A 17533-nucleotide genomic window follows, 5' to 3' on the forward strand; every position below is an offset into this window, starting at 1 on the left:
AAAAAAATTAAAAAACGCAACGCTCAATCCGACAGGCAATAACATGAAAACTCAAAAAGATATGGTTTGCAAGGACAGGAACAGAAAACCAGCCCATAACTTACAAGAATTATACAAAGCTCTGCATAGTACCGATAGGCCTACCAATACATTCGATCAATATCGGTACAAATTGACTCTTCTACTCTATCCGGGGTGACTGAATAAATCAAGCATGTACAGTTTCCCAATTATTGATTTTCTGAGCATAAGGGCCTGCTTTTACTCCTTAAGATATTTCATGGATATTTCATGAATACTTCACATATCAAATCATAGTAACCAGCGATTTTTCCATCTCATGATGCTGTATTCCAACTTCGATGAATGGATCTCCAAGTTTTTGATATCCCAGTTTCTCATAAAATGGAATAGACACATCACGTGCATGCAAAGTAATCCTTTCATAACCCAGAAGTTTTGCCTTTTTTTCTGCAAACTCCACCAAAGCGGTTCCTATGCCTTTTGCTTGCAAGTCAGGCTCTACACAGACCTGTCTCATTTTGAATACAGGCTCAGGTCTTATCTGATGTAGAACGAGTGCAGCGACCATTTGCTCTTGATCATCAAAACCCGCCAGATGTATTGAATCAAATTCAGCTTCTATTTGCTCTATGGTATAATCTAAATGCAAGGGTTCCCTCAAAACGCGATATCTCAATCTCAGGGAAGCATCATATTCTGGCGAGCCATAAAGTATTTGTGTGTAATGCATCAATGTTTCAGTTTGGCTTGTGAAAAAACGCGTTCACAAATCAGCAGTGCTTTTTGGAGCTCTTCCCAATGGATATCCGGCATCAAAGCTTTGTTTTTAAGATGTAACAGCATTTTCTCCATCGGCATATTCCCTACGAGTTCGTCCTTGGCCATAGGGCAGCCACCATATGCCTTCAGAGCGCCATCAAATCTCCGGCAACCTGCATGATATGCAGCTTCGAGCTTTTCTTCCCATTTGTCCGGAAGTGAGTGAAAATGAGCCCCAATTTCTAATGCAGGAAATCTCGGTAAAACAAAACCAAACAAGTATCGAATGCTTTCCGGGGTTGAAACGCCTATTGTGTCAGACAAGGCAAACTTATGTATCCCCAGGGAAGCAAGTCTATCCATCCAAAGGGCAATTTTGTCAGCATTCCACTCATCTCCATAAGGATTGCCGAATGCCATCGACAGGTATATCACGATCTCTTTTTCGGAGTCGTTGGCCATGTTTTGCATCCGTTTTACCAATTCAAAGGACTTCTCTATGGTGGAATTTGTGTTCCTCAATTGAAAGGTTTCTGATATTGAAAAAGGATAACCCATAAATCGAATCTGTTCAAAACTACAGGCATCCTGTACACCTTTCAGATTGGCTACTATTGCGAGCAAATCTGTCCCCTCCTGAAGTTGAAGGTGCTGCACCACTTCCTTTGTATCACGCATCTGAGGTATCGCCTGCGGTGAGACAAAGCTGCCAAAATCGAGAGTGTCAAATCCTACTCGCAGCAATTGGTTCAGGTATTCTATCTTGAGTGCAGTAGGTACAAAAGCAGGCATACCTTGCATGGCATCACGAGGACATTCAACAAATTTTAGCCGACCCTGTTTTTCCATTATAAAGCAAATGTAAGCCGCATTCTGTCAGATTTTCAATACATATATGAATCAAACAAAATATTTATCACTTCTCATCTCCGGATTTGCTCTGTTTCTAATGGGTTTCATCGGTATCTTTCTCAATTTGATTGGAGCACAACTTGTTCCTCTGGCTTGGTTAGACAGTTTTGGACCGGGAATTTCTTATCTTTTGAAAGGATTTGTTGCGGTATTGGGCATATGTTTGGCCTACCTGGCTTATTTATATAAAAATAATTTTTAATATATTTTTTTGGCCAAATACAAACGAATTGCAGAAAAAATGCGTTTTTTGTGAATAAATGTGGAGTAAAGATGAGTGTAGCATATTTTAGTTATGTCAAAACAGAGCAAAAGAACAGTATAAAAGCTTTCGTAGGCTCTATCAGCATCTTATTGTTGCTATTGATCCTCATCTATTTCCTTAGATTTGAAATCAAACCACCTGAAGAACTTGACGCACCCCCGTATTTGAGTTTGGTGGACTTTATACCTATTGAGAGAATAAAAGATTATGAAGATGCTGGAGGGAGTAAAGGAGCTCCGGGACTGGAAGAGCTGGAAGGTGGATCTAAGGGCAATGCTGAGCAGACCCCTCAACCGGAACCGGATCCTGTAGCAGATTCAAAAGTAGAAACAAAGCCGGTAGAAACACAAACGGTGCCTACATCACCCCCTCCAGTGGTGACTTCATCAGAACCTGATGTAGTAAAACTGCCTACACCTCCTCCTATCAAAATACCTCCAAAGCCTGCTCCGGATGTCGTTACGGCTCCAAGCAGTCCAGGTAAAGTCAATGTGCCTGAACCGACCAAACCTTCAACGACTCCGAGCACATCAGCCGGAGATGATGATCAACCGGGTAGTGGTGGCACAGGAACTGGGTCCGGTAGTGGCACAGGCAGTGGCGATGCAAACTCAGGTAGTGGAACAGGTGCAGGTGGTGGCACAGGAACTGGTGGCGGTGGCGGTACGGGAGGTGGTTCCGGAGCAGGAACCGGCTCGGGAACAGGTGATGGTGTTGGTGTCGATTTTGACGAAACGGGACCACTCAGAAGACAAAGAGACTATTGTCCGAATACTAAACTGCTCGCTACACCAAAACCCCAAAAAGTTGCCTTTAATATTTGTATCAACAGAGAAGGCTATGTGACTTATTGCAGATATAACAGCAGACAATCTGAAAGTAAAGACATCGCTTTCATCAAAAAAGCATTGGAAACAATGAAAGATTGCAGATTCAAGCCTAACGACAAAGCGCCTAAGAAGGAATGTGGCGTGGTGACCTTTGTATCGGCAGGTCAAAACAAGCCCTTGAATTGATAGAAGTCTGCTGACTTGGTTCAGACTTTTACAGCTGGATCTTCAATTTTATTCCTGAATTACTTTTTAAAGCTTCCCTGGGGTATATTGTCTGTCCGCTTTAGATTCATCTGAATGTAGACCAAATATAAACTCTAATGGTGAGCTTAACCTTTGGCTCCAATCCGCATGACTATGTGATGCTCCCTGCCATTTATGACTCACAGTTGTCAATTGTACCGACAATTTTCTTTCATCAAGTACTTTGTCAATTTTTTGCTGAGCGGGTTCATACCAGGAGTCCAGATTTTCCGTCCCGTAATCGAAATAGATGCGTTTATCTTTCAATGCTGTATCATCTACTGTACTCAAGTATTTGACAAAGCCGTCTGAGCACGCGTTACAATCTTTGATCCTGCTGAGAGGCCAATGCGTTGACATGCAAATCGCACTACCAAAGACTTCAGGATGCTCCAGGAGGGCATAAAATGAGATCAAGGCTCCCATGCTTGCACCACCAACGGTGGTAGATTCTGCACCCGATAAGGTTCTGAAATTTCTGTCTATGTAAGGTTTTAGCTCGCTGATCAAGAAACTCAGGTATTTGTCTGACAATGGTTTGCCACCATACTCAGCTTTGATGGCTGCCTTGGTGATGGAATTCAATTTCTCAAACGCTTTGGAAGGGTTAAATTCTCTGTATCGCTTTTCAGAATTCCAGACACCCACAAGGATAAATGGCCTCACCACTGAATCTCGTATGAGTTTATCGACGATTTGATCAAAATGTAGAGATTCTGATTGATATGATACTTTATCATCAAAAGCATTCTGTCCATCCATCCAGTAAAGTACCGGATATTCTTTCCCGCTTTGAAAATAATCAACCGGCAACAAAATGTCCAGATTTCGGGAACTGACAAATTGGGATTTGAATCTCAACATTCTTTGCTGTAAACCAATGGAGTCCAAAAACTCAACATTCTGAGCCTTAGATACAGGAGCAATGACAAGACTGTACAAAAAGCAGGGCGAAAGATATCTCAGGAAGCGACTCCAATTCATTTCATTTGGATGCTTTGTTCTTGTGGACAATACAAGCTTTTACAAAATCGACAAAAAGAGGATGTGGCTTTTCGACCGTACTTTTCAACTCCGGATGAAATTGAACTCCGACAAACCAGGGGTGGCTTTCCAATTCTATTATTTCCACTAAATTTTTATCAGGATTGATTCCACTGGCATGCATACCATATTTTTCAAATCCCTCTAAATAGCCATTATTGAATTCATAACGATGCCTATGTCTTTCCGCTATATCTTGTTTCCCATAAGCTTTCTCAGCCAAACTACCATTAGAAAGAGTACATGCATAAGCGCCGAGACGCATAGTACCACCCTTTGCCTTAATCTTCTTTTGCTCCAACATCATCTCGATCACCGGATTCTTGGTATTGGGGTTAACCTCAGTAGAGGAAGCATCAGAGATCCCCATGACATTTCTAGCAAATTCCACGGCTGCACATTGCATCCCAAGGCAGATACCAAAGAAAGGAAGTTTGCGCTCTCTGGCATAGCGGATAGCATTGATTTTGCCTTCAATTCCTCTTTCCCCAAAACCAGGAGCTACCAGGATGCCTTCCAGATCAGAAAGCAACTTGCTCGTCTCGTCAGGGTCAACTAAATCTTCAGAGTGGATAGCGCGAATCCGTACTTTACATTCATTTGCGGCACCGGCATGCACAAAAGCTTCATATATCGATTTGTAAGCATCTTGAAGCTCATTGTATTTGCCGATCAAGCCAATGTTGACCTCTTCACTCGGATTCTTTAGATGACCGAGAAAATCTTTCCAGGTCTTAAGTTCGGGCTCTCTTTTGGAGCTCAACTTGAGACATTCCAGGGTGCGAAGATCCAGCCTCTCCTTCAACATCAGCAATGGCACATCATAAATGGTTTCTGCATCGATAGCTTCAATCACATGCTCGAATTTCAAATTACAAAAAAGGGCTAGCTTGCTCCGAATGTCATCTGAAATGGGCTTTTCTGTCCTACAAACCAAAATATCAGGTTGAATACCGGCTTCCTGTAGCTCCTTCACACTATGCTGTGTTGGCTTGGTCTTCAGTTCCTTGGCCGCTGAAAGATAAGGGATCAAAGTAAGATGGATCGACACACAATTTTCAGGACCGAACTCCATCCTGAGTTGTCTGAGAGCCTCCAGATAAGGTAAAGATTCAATGTCCCCTACGGTCCCTCCCAGTTCAGTAATAATCAGGTCATATCCTGTCTCACCCAGAAGAGTGATCCTTCTTTTGATTTCATCAGTAATATGAGGTATCACCTGAACTGTCTTTCCGAGATAATCCCCTGCCCTTTCTTTGTTTATTACCGTCTGGTAAATGCGACCTGTGGTTACGTTGTTGGCCTGGGAAGTGGGTACATTGAGAAATCGTTCATAATGCCCTAAATCCAAATCGGTTTCAGCTCCATCATCCGTCACAAAACACTCCCCGTGTTCGTAAGGGTTTAAAGTACCCGGATCGACATTGATGTATGGGTCGAATTTTTGGATAGTGACATCAAATCCCCTTGCTTGCAAAAGCTTCGCCAATGAGGCGGCAATAATTCCTTTTCCAAGTGACGATGTTACTCCACCCGTAACAAAAATGTACTTACTCATTAAAAAATGTTTGCTACGGGACACAAAGTTACATCATTCCAATGGATAAATACTTATCTTTCATCAATCATGAATGAATACAAAGGGATCAGTTATTCCATTTTTCCTATAAAATCATGTGGAGAAGTTAGGTTTCCAAGGATAGCAGACTTTTTACAAATGAAAAAATGGGACCGGAACTGGATGCTCATTGACGATAAAAATCAATTTCTGACGCAAAGAGAAATACCGGCTCTAAATATACTAAAAACTAAATTGGCAGACGATGGCTTTCATATTTATGAACCTGAAAAAATACATGAAGGCATTAAAATAAACTTTGATTCAACAGAAAGCCAAACTCTGATTTCAAAGATCTGGGCTTCAGAAGTTCAAGTTTATTTAGAATCCAAAGAACTCAACAATTGGTTTTCTGAAAAATTTCACAAATCAATACGACTGGTAAGGGCGATACAAGGTGAAAGAAAAAAAACAATAGCAAGCAAAAATATCGAGCTGGATCTGGCTTTTGAAGATGGATATCCGGAGCATCTTATCAATGTCAGGTCATTCGCCGAGCTAAAAGATAGAATCCATGACAATCTATTTATTGAACAATTCAGAGCCAGTATCATCTACGATGGAAACAAGCCGTATTCTGAAGACCTCGAGGAAGAATTTTTGGTAGATGGTGTTCATTTCAGAAAAGTTAAAGCTTGTGTACGTTGCATCATGATAAACTTACTGCCCGAAAGTGATCATTTTTCGAAGGAGCCACTAAAAACACTCTCATCGTATAGAAATTTTGGAAACAGTGTCCATTTTGGAATATATGCATTTCAGGTATAGAATCTCTCTTTTCCCCTGCCTTATTGAGCTGATAAAAAGCAAGGTCAACTTCATCTCCATTTTTTTATAACTGGAATCTGTCGGTTATCTTAAATTTATACGAAAATATCTTTTTCAATTATGGACAATAAAAAAATGAGGAAGTAAATATTACAGTATCTCTACCCTTAGTCTTTACCTCATATACTTTACTAAAATAGCTCTATGCATAAGCACTTGAGCTCATTAAAACCAATAAAAAAATTATTTAATACTACATTTAGATTTTGATCAATTTTCTCAAAGCCGTCTTTCTTTTTTGATCTCGCATTACAAGATTATAAATTCCAGATGGATATGCTTCAAGATTCATTTGATCTCTATCAATCCACCAAAACAAAAAAAGGCTGTCGAATGATTCACCAGACTTTAATATAATTATACTTTTATTTTATTTTATAGCAGTTTCTTGATTTCTTCTTCCAGATTATCTCTAGGGTCCAGGGCAGCCACTTTACCTTCTTTATCCAGTAAAAATGTTTTAGGTATAGAATGCACTCCATATTCAGCAGCTGGACCGCTTTCCCATTTTTTAAGATCACTCACATGAGTATCCCATTTCAAACCGTCTTTGGCTATGGCAGCAAGCCATGCATCCTTAGCTCTTGTAGTCAATTCGTCAAGTTGTTTTGGATCGGTTATCGTGTTTTTCATCCTGCTGTCCACACCATCCAGCGAAACACTGAATACAGTAAATCCTTTGCTGTTATACTTATTATACATTTCAACTACGTGTGGATTTGCTCTTCTACATGGGGCACACCAACTAGCCCAGAAGTCAACCAGGACCACCTTTCCTTTCAGATCAGAGAGTCGAAAAGTTTTGCCTTTGGGACTAGGGAGTGAAATATCAGGAGCCATCACCCCAATTTTAATTTTTTCACTTGCCATTTGCTGAGCAGCCATTTCTTCAATTTGATTGATGAAAGACTCATAAGTTTTGGTAAACTCTGAATTGGGATAATCACTTTTCATTTTTGCCAAAACCTCCTTGTGAGTATCGACAAAATCTGCTCTGCCTCCAAGAAACTGAGCAGCCATTAATCCAGCCGCCAAAGGATGCTTTGCATTCTTCACTTTATTCACCAAATCCTGTGCTCCCGGCTGACCCTGAGAGAGTGATTTGTATGTTTCTAAAACTTCTGCAGTTGCCGGACAACCGGAAACTGTATATTGACCATTTTGGATATTGGCAGTAGAACCACTGAATTCAATTTTCTTTTCAGTTCCGTCCATAACAAAAATTATTCTCTGCTGACCTAAACCTAAACTGTACAGTCCAGGGACGAAATTTTCCCCAAGTGGAATTTTAAATTTGCCACCAGACATTTCTGCTTGGCCAAGTTCTACTTTACTGTCATCCAGACCAATGCGTGTAAGCACAGCTTTACCGTTGCCCGCATCTGAAAAATCTCCGGTAATCACTGCTCCCTTCTGACAAGAAGAAAACAAAATGACAGCTAAACCGAGAAATAAAACAAATTGTACTAATCTCATTGATTGCTTTTTTATCTTTTGCTTAAAATTATTCTTTTTCAAGGTATTGGCTAATCCCCATATCATGCAGTTGACCGTATTCCGATACTGATCCAAAATCTTCGTGATCGATGATCATTTTTTTTCCTTTGCAGACACCCAACTGAATGAATGGAACGCCTAAATCCTTTAAATGGTTTTCGACCTGGGTTTTCAATTCTTCTTTTATGCTGATGCATACCCTTCCTTGCGATTCCCCAAACAAAAAGATGTCTTTCCTCAATTCAGCAGGAATATTGATTTCATAACCTAAGTCTGATTGAATCGCAGATTCTGTGAGACAAGTAAAAATACCTCCCTCAGAGACATCATGACATGATTGAAGATATTGATGCTGAATTAAAGAAGTGATCGCTACGTGAAGTTTCTGCTCTTCATCCAAATTGAGATAAGGTGCAGGCGCATGGCTGATGTCATGAAAGTATCTCAGGTACTCCGAATAAGCAATATGAGCATTTTCAACCCCAATCAGAAAGATAAGGTCACCTTCTTGAACAAATCCGGAAGTAGTAAAATACCTCACAGAATCCATCACACCCAGCATCCCTATAGTCGGAGTAGGATATACTGGAACATTTCCTGATTTGGACACAGTTTGATTATAAAAACTGACATTACCGCCCGTGACGGGAGTATCAAATTTAATGCATGCCTCGCCCATTCCTTCCAGTGCTTTGACGAACTGAAAATATACTTCTGGGTTGTATGGATTGCCAAAATTCAAGCAATTTGTGATCGCAACAGGTACTGCTCCGGAGCATCGGACATTCCTCGCAGCCTCTGCAACAGCGATCATCCCTCCTTGTTTTGGATCCATGTAAACGTATGCCGAATTGCAATCCACTGTCATGGCCAAAGCCTTATCAGTATCCTTGATTCTCACCACAGCAGCATCTGAGGAATTGACTGAATTCATAGTTCCGGTTCTTACCATTTTGTCATATTGATGGTATATCCACCGCTTAGAAGCAATATTGGGAAGAGCAAATAATTTCTTACTTATTTCCACAAGGTTGTCAGGTTGAGAAACTTTCCCTGCCTCAAACGAATTTACTTTTTCCATGTAATCAGGAGTCCTGAATTCCCTCTGATAAACCGGTGCCCCTCCACCCAAGACCAAACTTTCTGCGGGCACATGTGCGACCAAAGTATCATGCATATAGTATTCCAAATTACCTGAATCTGTCACCTCACCGATCAGATGACATTCAAGATCCCATTTATCAAAAATTTTCAACAAGGTCTGTTCTCCTCCTTTCTGTGCAACGATAAGCATCCGTTCCTGGCTTTCTGAAAGCAAGATTTCCCACGCTTGCATGTTCGCCTGGCGAGTAGGCACTTTATCGAGCCAAATTTTCATTCCCGTGCCTGATTTGGCAGACATCTCTGAGGTAGAACAAGTAATCCCGGCAGCACCCATATCTTGCATACCTACGACTTGACCGGAAGCAATTGCTTCCAAACTAGCTTCTAGCAATAATTTCTCCTGAAATGGATCGCCTACCTGAACAGCTGGCAGATCTTCATTTGAGTTTTCTGTCAAATCAGCGGAGGCGAAAGTAGCCCCGTGGATTCCATCTTTGCCTGTAGCGGATCCCACTATAAATACAGGATTCCCAGGTCCGTCGGCTCGAGCGGAAACAGTCTTCCCTACTTCGACAACACCGACTGACATTGCGTTAACCAATATATTTTGTTGGTAACAAGAGTCAAAATAAACTTCACCACCAACAGTTGGTACTCCAAAAGCATTCCCGTAGTTGCCTATTCCTTTGACAACACCTCTCATTAATTTGCGGGTATGTGCACTCGCCAGATCTCCAAAGCGCAATGAATTCAATGCTGCAATGGGTCTTGCACCCATGGTAAAGATATCCCGATGGATGCCTCCTACCCCCGTAGCAGCACCCTGATATGGTTCTATGGCAGAGGGATGATTGTGAGATTCTATTTTGAAAGCACACGCCAGCCCACCTCCGATATCGACAAGACCTGCATTTTCTTCGCCTGCTTCTACCAGCAATCTGGAACCCTTTCTGGGTAGCTTTTTGAGGTAAATAATCGAATTTTTATATGAGCAATGTTCCGACCACATCACAGAATAAATACTCAGCTCAGTGAAATTTGGAATCCTTCCAAGTACTTTACAAATTTTTTCATACTCTGCTTGATTGAGCCCAAGTTTGAGTGCGGTATCAACACCTGCTGTCATGTAGTAATAAATAATGTTGTCCTGCAAAGGTACATATACTCACCTATACATTGCAATATATTATCAAGTGTAAACCCTCATAACCAATCTTAATAAACCTACAAAACTTGTTCAACAGCGACAGCTTTACACTTTTTTCAAAGCTGTATCGAAATCCGAAATGATATCGTCGATGTGTTCGAGTCCGACCGAAACCCGAATGAGACCGTCGGTAATGCCTTCTTTTTTTCTCAACTCAGGATCTACCTTCAAGTGGGAAGAAGTGGCCGGATGTAAAACCATCGTGCCGGTCTCTCCCAATGAGGGTGCAATAGCTGCGAGACGGAGTCTATCGATCATTTTTTTTGACCCTGAGACGTCCGTCTTAGCTTCAAAACTCAACATTGCCCCTCCTGCAGACATCTGTTTTTTAGCAATTTCAAAGCTGGGATGATAGCTGAGAAAAGGATAATTAACATGACTCACCTTTGGGTGTGAAGAAAGATACTTTGCCAGTAAAAATGCATTTTCTGAATGTCTCTCCATCCTCAAATGCAAGGTCATCATACCCAGTTGGATCATCCACGCATCCATAGGATTGGAGTTCACACCAATCAGCTTCATGGTTTGCCAAATTTTTTGATGAAATAATGTTTTCTCTTTGACGAGTACTACCCCACCTGTAGAAGCACCATGCCCATGTATAAACTTAGTAGTAGAATGAAGGACTATATCCGCACCCAATAACAAAGGTTGTTGAATGATTGGAGTGCAAAAGGTATTGTCAACGATTAAAAAAGCATGATAGCGGGAGGCCAACTCTGCCAGAGCCTGGATATCATAACAGTGCAATGTGGGATTTGATGGAGTTTCCAGGTAAATGATCTTGTGTAGTGGTTTTTGTCGGAGTGATTTTTCGACTTTTTCAAGATTTGACAAATCTATGTAGACCAACTTGATACCTTGAGGCTGTATTACTTTGTTAAACAACTCAGTAGTTCCTCCATAAAGATTTGCTTGAGTAATGATCATGTCTCCTTTTCCAAGCAAGGCTGTAACTGCCAGATATATAGCTGACATACCTGAACTGGTTAGAAGTCCGTGGGCACTTATATCACTACCGGCTATCTCCAAAGCAGCTATTTTTGCAGCAACAGATTCCATCGTGGGATTTCCATACCTGGAGTATACATGCGTACCCGGTTGATTTTCAAATGCCTTGATGCTATCACTGAGTTGATCAAAGCGAAAAGCTGAGCTAAAACAAACCGACATTTGGTGTGGCTGTGTATTCTTTTTTTCTTTTATGGCTTGTGCACAAATTGTTTCCGCACGTTTTATAGCTTTGTCTTTCATTTGAAATGATTGAATTACAAAGTTCAACATTATTTTTAATCATTGGCAGCTAAATCAGGATGCAGGAAGAAGAGTTTTCAGAATTATTACAAGAAGAAAGTGAACCGGAACTGGTTCAATACAAAATTGACCCGGGACAAACGCCTGTAAGACTGGACCACTTTTTATCAGAAAAAATAGCTAAAGTCTCAAGAAATAAAATTCAATCCGCCATAGAGTCTGAATTGGTCACTGTTAATGGAAAAAAGTCAAAATCGAACTATAAGATCAGAGGCAATGATTTGATTGAATTTTACATTCCTAAGTCGCCTTCGACAAGCGAATTAATCCCTGAAGATCAAAATCTCGAGGTGGTTTATGAAGATGATGACCTACTTGTGATCAACAAAAAACAAGGTGTTGTCGTCCATCCTGCAGCCGGAGTTTATACAGGGACTTTGCTCAATGGTTTGGCTTGGCATCTTGGTTATCGCCAGAAAGAGATATTGACAGATGGTAATGAAAGGTTGGGTCTCGTTCACAGGATCGATAAAGAAACGTCAGGATTGCTGCTGGTTGCAAAAAACGAACATAGCGTATCACATCTTTCCAAACAATTTTTTCATCATACCATAGATCGCGAATATCTGGCATTGGTATGGGGCGAACCTGATCCTGCCATTGGTACTATCACGGCGAATATATATAGAGATCCCAAAAGGCGAAGTTGCATGGGAGTAAGCAAAGATGGGTTGGAAGGCAAACATGCTGTAACTCATTACGAACTGGTAGAATCATTCTATTATACAAGCTTGGTCAGATGCAAATTGGAAACAGGTAGAACTCATCAAATTCGAGTACACATGAGACATATCGGCCATACCCTATTCAATGATGAAAAATACGGTGGAGATCAAATTTTGAAAGGTACGTTATTTACGAAATACAAACAGTTTATACAGAACTGCAATAAAATACTACCCCATTTTGCATTACATGCTAGAAGCATAGGATTTATCCATCCAAACTCTGGAAAAAAAATGTACTTTGAGCAGGAACTACCGGAAAATTTTAAAAATCTTGTAGACAAGTGGAGACATTATACGGCTCACCGCAAAGAAATACTCGACGATGGTAAATTTGAATTTGAAGATTAGATGGAGCCAAATCAGCATATCTTATATCAAACATTGGAACAACTCCAAATTCTCAAAGCTGAATTAAAAACGGAATCAGAACAAAAGGAAAATTTTTTGTTGCGCGCCGAGGCAGAGAACAGCTGGTTTACACAACCGGAAATAGTGCGAATGATTGATGCGATTTGCGAAAAATACCTTGATCAGAAAAAATTAGAATACTGGTTATCAAAATATCATTTAAACTATTCAATTTCGAAAACAATAGGAATTATTGCTGCGGGAAATATTCCTCTTGTCAGTTTTCATGATTTGCTTTGCACCTGGGTCAGTCCACACAAAGCAGAGTTAAAATTATCTTCCAAAGACAAACAATTGTATTATTGGATAAAAACAATTTTAGAAAAACATTGTCCACTTTTAAACCAAAAAACGAAGTTTGTTGAGAGGCTTAATTCTTTTGATGCAGTCATAGCTACAGGATCTGATCTCGCATCAAATCAATTTCGTCATTATTTTGAAAAAGTGCCCCACATTATCAGAGCTCACAGAAATTCAGTTGCAGTATTGACCAAGAATTATCCTTTGAAAGAGTGGCATCAATTGGGAGAAGATATATTCAACTACTTTGGTCTTGGTTGTAGAAATGTAAGTAAAATATTCATACCTGAAGGATTTCCATTAGAAGAATTAATATCCTCCCTGGATAATGATTTTGCACACCTTGCACACCACCCAAAGTATGCAAACAATTATGATTATCAACTTGCATTATGCATAATGGGTAAAGAAGAATTTTTTCAGGGCAAGACCATCATTGCCAAGCAAAGCAAACTATTGAATTCTCCTGTTTCCGTTTTACATTATGAATTTTACGATGATTTTTCAAACCTGATACTGGCGCTTGAACGTAAAAAGGATAATTTACAATGTATAGTATCTGATATCGACCCAATGCACGCTGATTTATTCGCTTTCGGATCTGCACAAAGACCTGAACTTTGGGATTATTCCGATGGTGTAGACACTCTGAAATTTTTAGCAGAGTTATAGGAAAATGAAAAAACAAGAAAAAGCGAAACAAATTCGAGTAGTACTGGAAGAGTTGTTTCCTGAAGTTCCAATCCCACTACACTTTACGGATCCTTATACACTCTTAGTAGCTGTTGTGCTCTCAGCTCAATGCACAGATGAAAGGGTTAACAAAGTAATACCGACGCTTTTTGCCTTGGCAGATAATCCCTCAAGGATGAGCGCACTAAAAATTGAAACCATAGAAGAAATTATCCGACCATGTGGTCTGTCGAATTCCAAATCCAAAGCTATTCATCGGCTGTCGGAAATTCTTTCAAAAGAATATTCAGGGAAAGTCCCAGCTGACATGATTCTACTAGAAAAGTTACCCGGTGTGGGCCATAAAACAGCAAGTGTAGTCATGTCACAAGCATTTGGACAGGCCGCCTTCCCGGTGGATACACATATACATCGTCTGGCTTATAGATGGGGTTTGAGCGATGGCAAGAATGTGGTTCAAACTGAACTAGACCTGAAACTTCTGTTTGCTGAAAAATATTGGAATAAGCTACACTTGCAAATTATTTACTATGGCAGACAATATTGCCCGGCACGCGGACACAGCTTAGAAAAATGCATTATTTGTAGAAATTATGGTGTAAAGTCCAGGTTGAACTAGAATGGATAATTGATGGCCAAATGAAAATTTCCTTCATTCCAAATATTTGCCAAGCTCAGTTTATTGCTTTTAGAAAATACCCAATGTGACTGGTCTGCATTCAAATATGAATTTCTCAATTTTACGCCATAATCCAGACGAAGAATACAAAAAGAAATATCCATCCTTAGACCTACTCCCGTATTAAATGCAATCTGATTTATAAAATCCTTTGAAAATTTTGCCTCGGGCGTTCCTTCTGATTGAGGCCACAACCACACATTGCCAATATCGAAAAACCAAGCCCATTTGAATCTCCAAAATAAATCAGTCCGATACTCTGCATTTGCTTCAAGTTTGATGTCTCCTGCTGAAAAAAATGCAAATTCATTTTGCTCCTGACTCGGTTTTGTTGCTCCAGGCCCCAGCTCTCGAATAGCCCATCCTCTCATACTTTGAGGGCCCCCCATAAAAAATTTGCGGATATAGGGTACCACTTTGTCCCTACCATATGGAATCGCCACACCCGACGTCAATCGAAAAGCGACGCTACTCCTATCCTTCATAGTATAATACCATCTCTTGTCCCAATCCAATTTGATGAATTTGGAAAACTGCAAAGAATTTAGCGAAAATACTTCATCCTTAGCTAATATCAAATTATACAATGAATTGATGGCAGATATTTCAATTCCGGAAAATTCCACAGAATAATAATTAGAAGTGGTCCATCTCTCGTTCAAATCCTTTTGCTTATACTTTATGAAATCGTGAAATAAAAAAGACGTAATCAGTCTTTTACCTTTAAAACTGGATTCAAGGAATGAATTTTTCTTAATCACACTATCAAACCTAGGAAAAGTTTCAGGCACATATAGACTTATGCTGAATGTATGTGCGTCAATTCTTTTGTATCTGTCTAGCCTTATATCGTATGCCACCTGAGTGTTCAATAAATAATAAATATATGCATCATTCAGAAAAACATAATTAAATCCCAGCTCCAAAGAAGTAAAGCTATTGGGTTTTTGAACAGTTCTTCCGAATCTTTTTACAATTGACTTCCAGATCGCAAATCCACCGGTGATATCATAAAAATCAGCAAGCCTGAGACTATTCTGATACCTGAGATTAATCGCATTATATGTTGACAACTTTGTAATATTGACTTCAGTTCCAACTTCCAGACTGGTTGACAATACCTCAGCACTTCCCAGCAAGTTTCTGTTACGCAAATTTACATTTCCGGAAATTCCAAAAAGATTGGAACCCAAAGCGCGAACTGTGGTATAATTCAGATCACTACTAGCATCAAACACCCATCTTTTATTTAAATTCAATGTATATGAGATATCTATATTTCCCGGCTTAGAGCTGTCTTTTTTTGTATCCAAATTTATAAACCTAAAAAGCCCCAGTCTATTCAATTGAGAAGTACTTTTCGATAAATTGGATTTGTTATAAAGTTGTCCCGGACGAGTGAAAATGTTCCTTGCCAGCAAACTATTCTTCACTTTCACTCCGTCACCATATCGAATGAATTTTATTGAATCAAATTCTGTTTCGACTTTATCATATGCAACAGCATCAGCTGATTGTCTGATGACATTCACCTTACCAATTCGAAACTGATCATGCTTTGATTTACCTTGAGGTAGATTTACTCGCAAGATCAAATCCGCCAAGTTATCAGAGGTATCGATTTTGAGTGAGGGAATATAAAGCGGCGTAAAATCTGCAAAGCCGTTGTTGTTCAAAATATCAGTAATACGCGCTTTCTCTGCCTGAAACAATGCATTGTCAACCGGACTTCCTTTTTTGAGCAAAGCTGTGGATGCATTTGAATTAAGGATTTCCAAAATTGCAGTATCCAAAGTACTATACTCTATGCTTCTGATTTTCAATCTGTCTTTAGCATAAATCAGATAGGTTACCGTAGATTTTTTTCTTTTGGTTTTAATGGTGGAACTTACTGTTACATTTAGGTATCCTTTGTTTATAAAGTAGTTTCTGATATTATTTTCTGTTGACTTCACCAGGATGCTGTCTAAAATAGCAGGTTCTTCTGCATAATTACTAAATATTTTATATCGCATTTTGGTGGGATCCAATTTAGATAGGTTATAGTAAAACCACTCTCTGGGAATTCCAACCAAAACTTTGCGATTTGGCCTTTGTCTGTACAAAGTAAAAATATCAGCGGAAAGTTGATTTTCTGTCAGGTCATTATCAAACTCTACCATTTTAAACTTATTCTTCTTGAGGAGAGATTGATTACCTTTGACATAGTTTGTGGTGTTGCATGATGTACCTATTAGGATGAGTACCATGCATACTAAACTGTAATATCCAAAAATAATTGAACGTCGACTTTCCATGTTTTTATCCAAGCAAGAAAAAACCTTTATTAAATCCCTCCATCAAAGTGAAACAAGGATTTTGCGCAGCGAATACTCAGCTGAAGGATCCAGGTTGGTACTTGATTTGATATCAAGCGCTCCAAGTGATATCATTAAAATTTATGCTACCACAGGATGGCTAAACAAGCATAGCTCAAAGATAGAAAATATTGCCCATTTGGTCAGTGAAATATCCGAATCCGATCTGGCTTCGATAGCGCAACTCAGGACAACAAAAGAAGTGTTGGGAATTTTTAAATTTCCAACATTCAATTCAAATATTTCGACTTCAAATCAGAATACCGTGGTCTTTTTGGATCGGATAAGTGATCCGGGAAATTTAGGCACTATCATCAGAACCTGTGATTGGTTTGGTATTTCATCGATTTACTGCGCCCCTGGAAGTGTGCACTTTAGCAATTCAAAGGTAGTACAATCTTCAATGTCCAGTATCGCCAGAGTTCAAGTGAAGTATCTTGCTATAGCTCAAGTTAAGCAATTGTTTGAAGGACATAAGTTTGTAGGTGCCACATTGCATGGATTGGCTTATAATGAAATAGACAAACCGGAACAAATCGTTATATTGATAGGAAATGAAGCAAATGGACTCAGTCAAGAGGCAATTGATTTGTGCGACATATTCGTGAGTATTCCGGCAAAGTTGTCACTGGGTGCTGAGTCTCTTAATGCAGCAGTGTCTGCAGCAATATTAATCTCATCTTTTTCAAAATAGTAAGGCTCATTAGACTAAACTCAGTT

The 17533-nt window shown here is 39.7% G+C and carries 15 protein-coding genes; 7 read left to right on the forward strand and 8 right to left on the reverse strand.

The window, feature by feature from the left end:
• Positions 1–307: 307 nt before the first annotated feature.
• Positions 308–754, reverse strand: a complete 447-nt coding sequence (locus tag IPI99_12235; protein MBK7341282.1) for a GNAT family N-acetyltransferase — start codon at positions 752–754, stop codon at positions 308–310.
• Positions 754–1632 (reverse strand): hydroxymethylglutaryl-CoA lyase, encoded by an 879-nt coding sequence (locus IPI99_12240; protein ID MBK7341283.1) that lies wholly within the window; start codon positions 1630–1632, stop codon positions 754–756. The genes IPI99_12235 and IPI99_12240 overlap by 1 nt, the downstream gene beginning before the upstream one ends.
• A gap of 46 nt (positions 1633–1678) precedes the next feature.
• On the opposite strand from IPI99_12240, the gene IPI99_12245 reads away from it, so the two are divergent.
• Both IPI99_12245 and IPI99_12250 read left to right on the forward strand, forming a co-directional pair.
• Positions 1679–1897, forward strand: a complete 219-nt coding sequence (locus IPI99_12245; protein MBK7341284.1) for a hypothetical protein — start codon at positions 1679–1681, stop codon at positions 1895–1897.
• 71 nt (positions 1898–1968) lie between these two features.
• The gene (locus tag IPI99_12250; GenBank protein MBK7341285.1) at positions 1969–2976 is read left to right on the forward strand and encodes a hypothetical protein; all 1008 of its coding nucleotides are present in this window, start codon (positions 1969–1971) and stop codon (positions 2974–2976) included.
• A 66-nt stretch (positions 2977–3042) separates the two neighbouring features.
• Here IPI99_12250 and IPI99_12255 read toward each other — a convergent pair whose 3' ends face one another.
• Positions 3043–4050, reverse strand: coding sequence for an alpha/beta hydrolase (locus tag IPI99_12255; protein MBK7341286.1), 1008 nt, complete (start codon positions 4048–4050; stop codon positions 3043–3045).
• Positions 4022–5638 carry a CTP synthase gene (locus IPI99_12260; GenBank protein ID MBK7341287.1) on the reverse strand — a complete coding sequence of 539 codons (1617 nt, stop codon included), beginning with the start codon at positions 5636–5638 and terminating at the stop codon, positions 4022–4024. The genes IPI99_12255 and IPI99_12260 overlap by 29 nt, the downstream gene beginning before the upstream one ends.
• Positions 5639–5644: 6 nt before the next feature.
• Between IPI99_12260 and IPI99_12265 the strand changes: the two genes are divergently transcribed.
• Positions 5645–6466 (forward strand): MOSC domain-containing protein, encoded by an 822-nt coding sequence (locus IPI99_12265; protein MBK7341288.1) that lies wholly within the window; start codon positions 5645–5647, stop codon positions 6464–6466.
• Between the two features lie 435 nt (positions 6467–6901).
• Here the strand turns inward: IPI99_12265 and IPI99_12270 are convergent, their stop codons facing one another.
• The 3 genes from IPI99_12270 to IPI99_12280 all read right to left on the reverse strand — a co-directional run bounded on the left by IPI99_12270 (position 6902) and on the right by IPI99_12280 (position 11588).
• The gene (locus IPI99_12270) at positions 6902–8002 is read right to left on the reverse strand and encodes a TlpA family protein disulfide reductase (protein MBK7341289.1); all 1101 of its coding nucleotides are present in this window, start codon (positions 8000–8002) and stop codon (positions 6902–6904) included.
• A 28-nt stretch (positions 8003–8030) separates the two neighbouring features.
• Entirely contained in the window at positions 8031–10253 is a 2223-nt protein-coding gene (gene purL / locus IPI99_12275; protein ID MBK7341290.1) for a phosphoribosylformylglycinamidine synthase subunit PurL, read from the reverse strand.
• A gap of 126 nt (positions 10254–10379) precedes the next feature.
• Entirely contained in the window at positions 10380–11588 is a 1209-nt protein-coding gene (locus tag IPI99_12280; GenBank protein ID MBK7341291.1) for an aminotransferase class I/II-fold pyridoxal phosphate-dependent enzyme, read from the reverse strand.
• Between the two features lie 59 nt (positions 11589–11647).
• Here IPI99_12280 and IPI99_12285 point away from each other — a divergent pair, with 59 nt between their 5' ends.
• The 3 genes from IPI99_12285 to IPI99_12295 are packed head-to-tail and all read left to right on the forward strand — an operon-like array spanning position 11648 to position 14396.
• Positions 11648–12724: an RluA family pseudouridine synthase gene (locus IPI99_12285; protein ID MBK7341292.1), complete on the forward strand. Its 1077-nt coding sequence runs from the start codon at positions 11648–11650 to the stop codon at positions 12722–12724.
• Positions 12725–13756, forward strand: a complete 1032-nt coding sequence (locus IPI99_12290) for an acyl-CoA reductase (protein ID MBK7341293.1) — start codon at positions 12725–12727, stop codon at positions 13754–13756. It begins immediately after the preceding gene.
• A gap of 4 nt (positions 13757–13760) precedes the next feature.
• Positions 13761–14396 (forward strand): endonuclease III, encoded by a 636-nt coding sequence (locus IPI99_12295; protein MBK7341294.1) that lies wholly within the window; start codon positions 13761–13763, stop codon positions 14394–14396.
• Here the strand turns inward: IPI99_12295 and IPI99_12300 are convergent.
• Entirely contained in the window at positions 14393–16753 is a 2361-nt protein-coding gene (locus IPI99_12300; protein ID MBK7341295.1) for a BamA/TamA family outer membrane protein, read from the reverse strand. The two genes, IPI99_12295 and IPI99_12300, sit on opposite strands and share 4 nt — an antisense overlap.
• Before the next feature lie 61 nt (positions 16754–16814).
• On the opposite strand from IPI99_12300, the gene IPI99_12305 reads away from it, so the two are divergent.
• Complete coding sequence (locus tag IPI99_12305) at positions 16815–17507, forward strand: hypothetical protein (GenBank protein ID MBK7341296.1); 693 nt, start codon at positions 16815–16817, stop codon at positions 17505–17507.
• Positions 17508–17533 lie beyond the last annotated feature (26 nt).

Source organism: Saprospiraceae bacterium (assembly GCA_016710235.1).
Classification (GTDB): domain Bacteria; phylum Bacteroidota; class Bacteroidia; order Chitinophagales; family Saprospiraceae; genus Vicinibacter.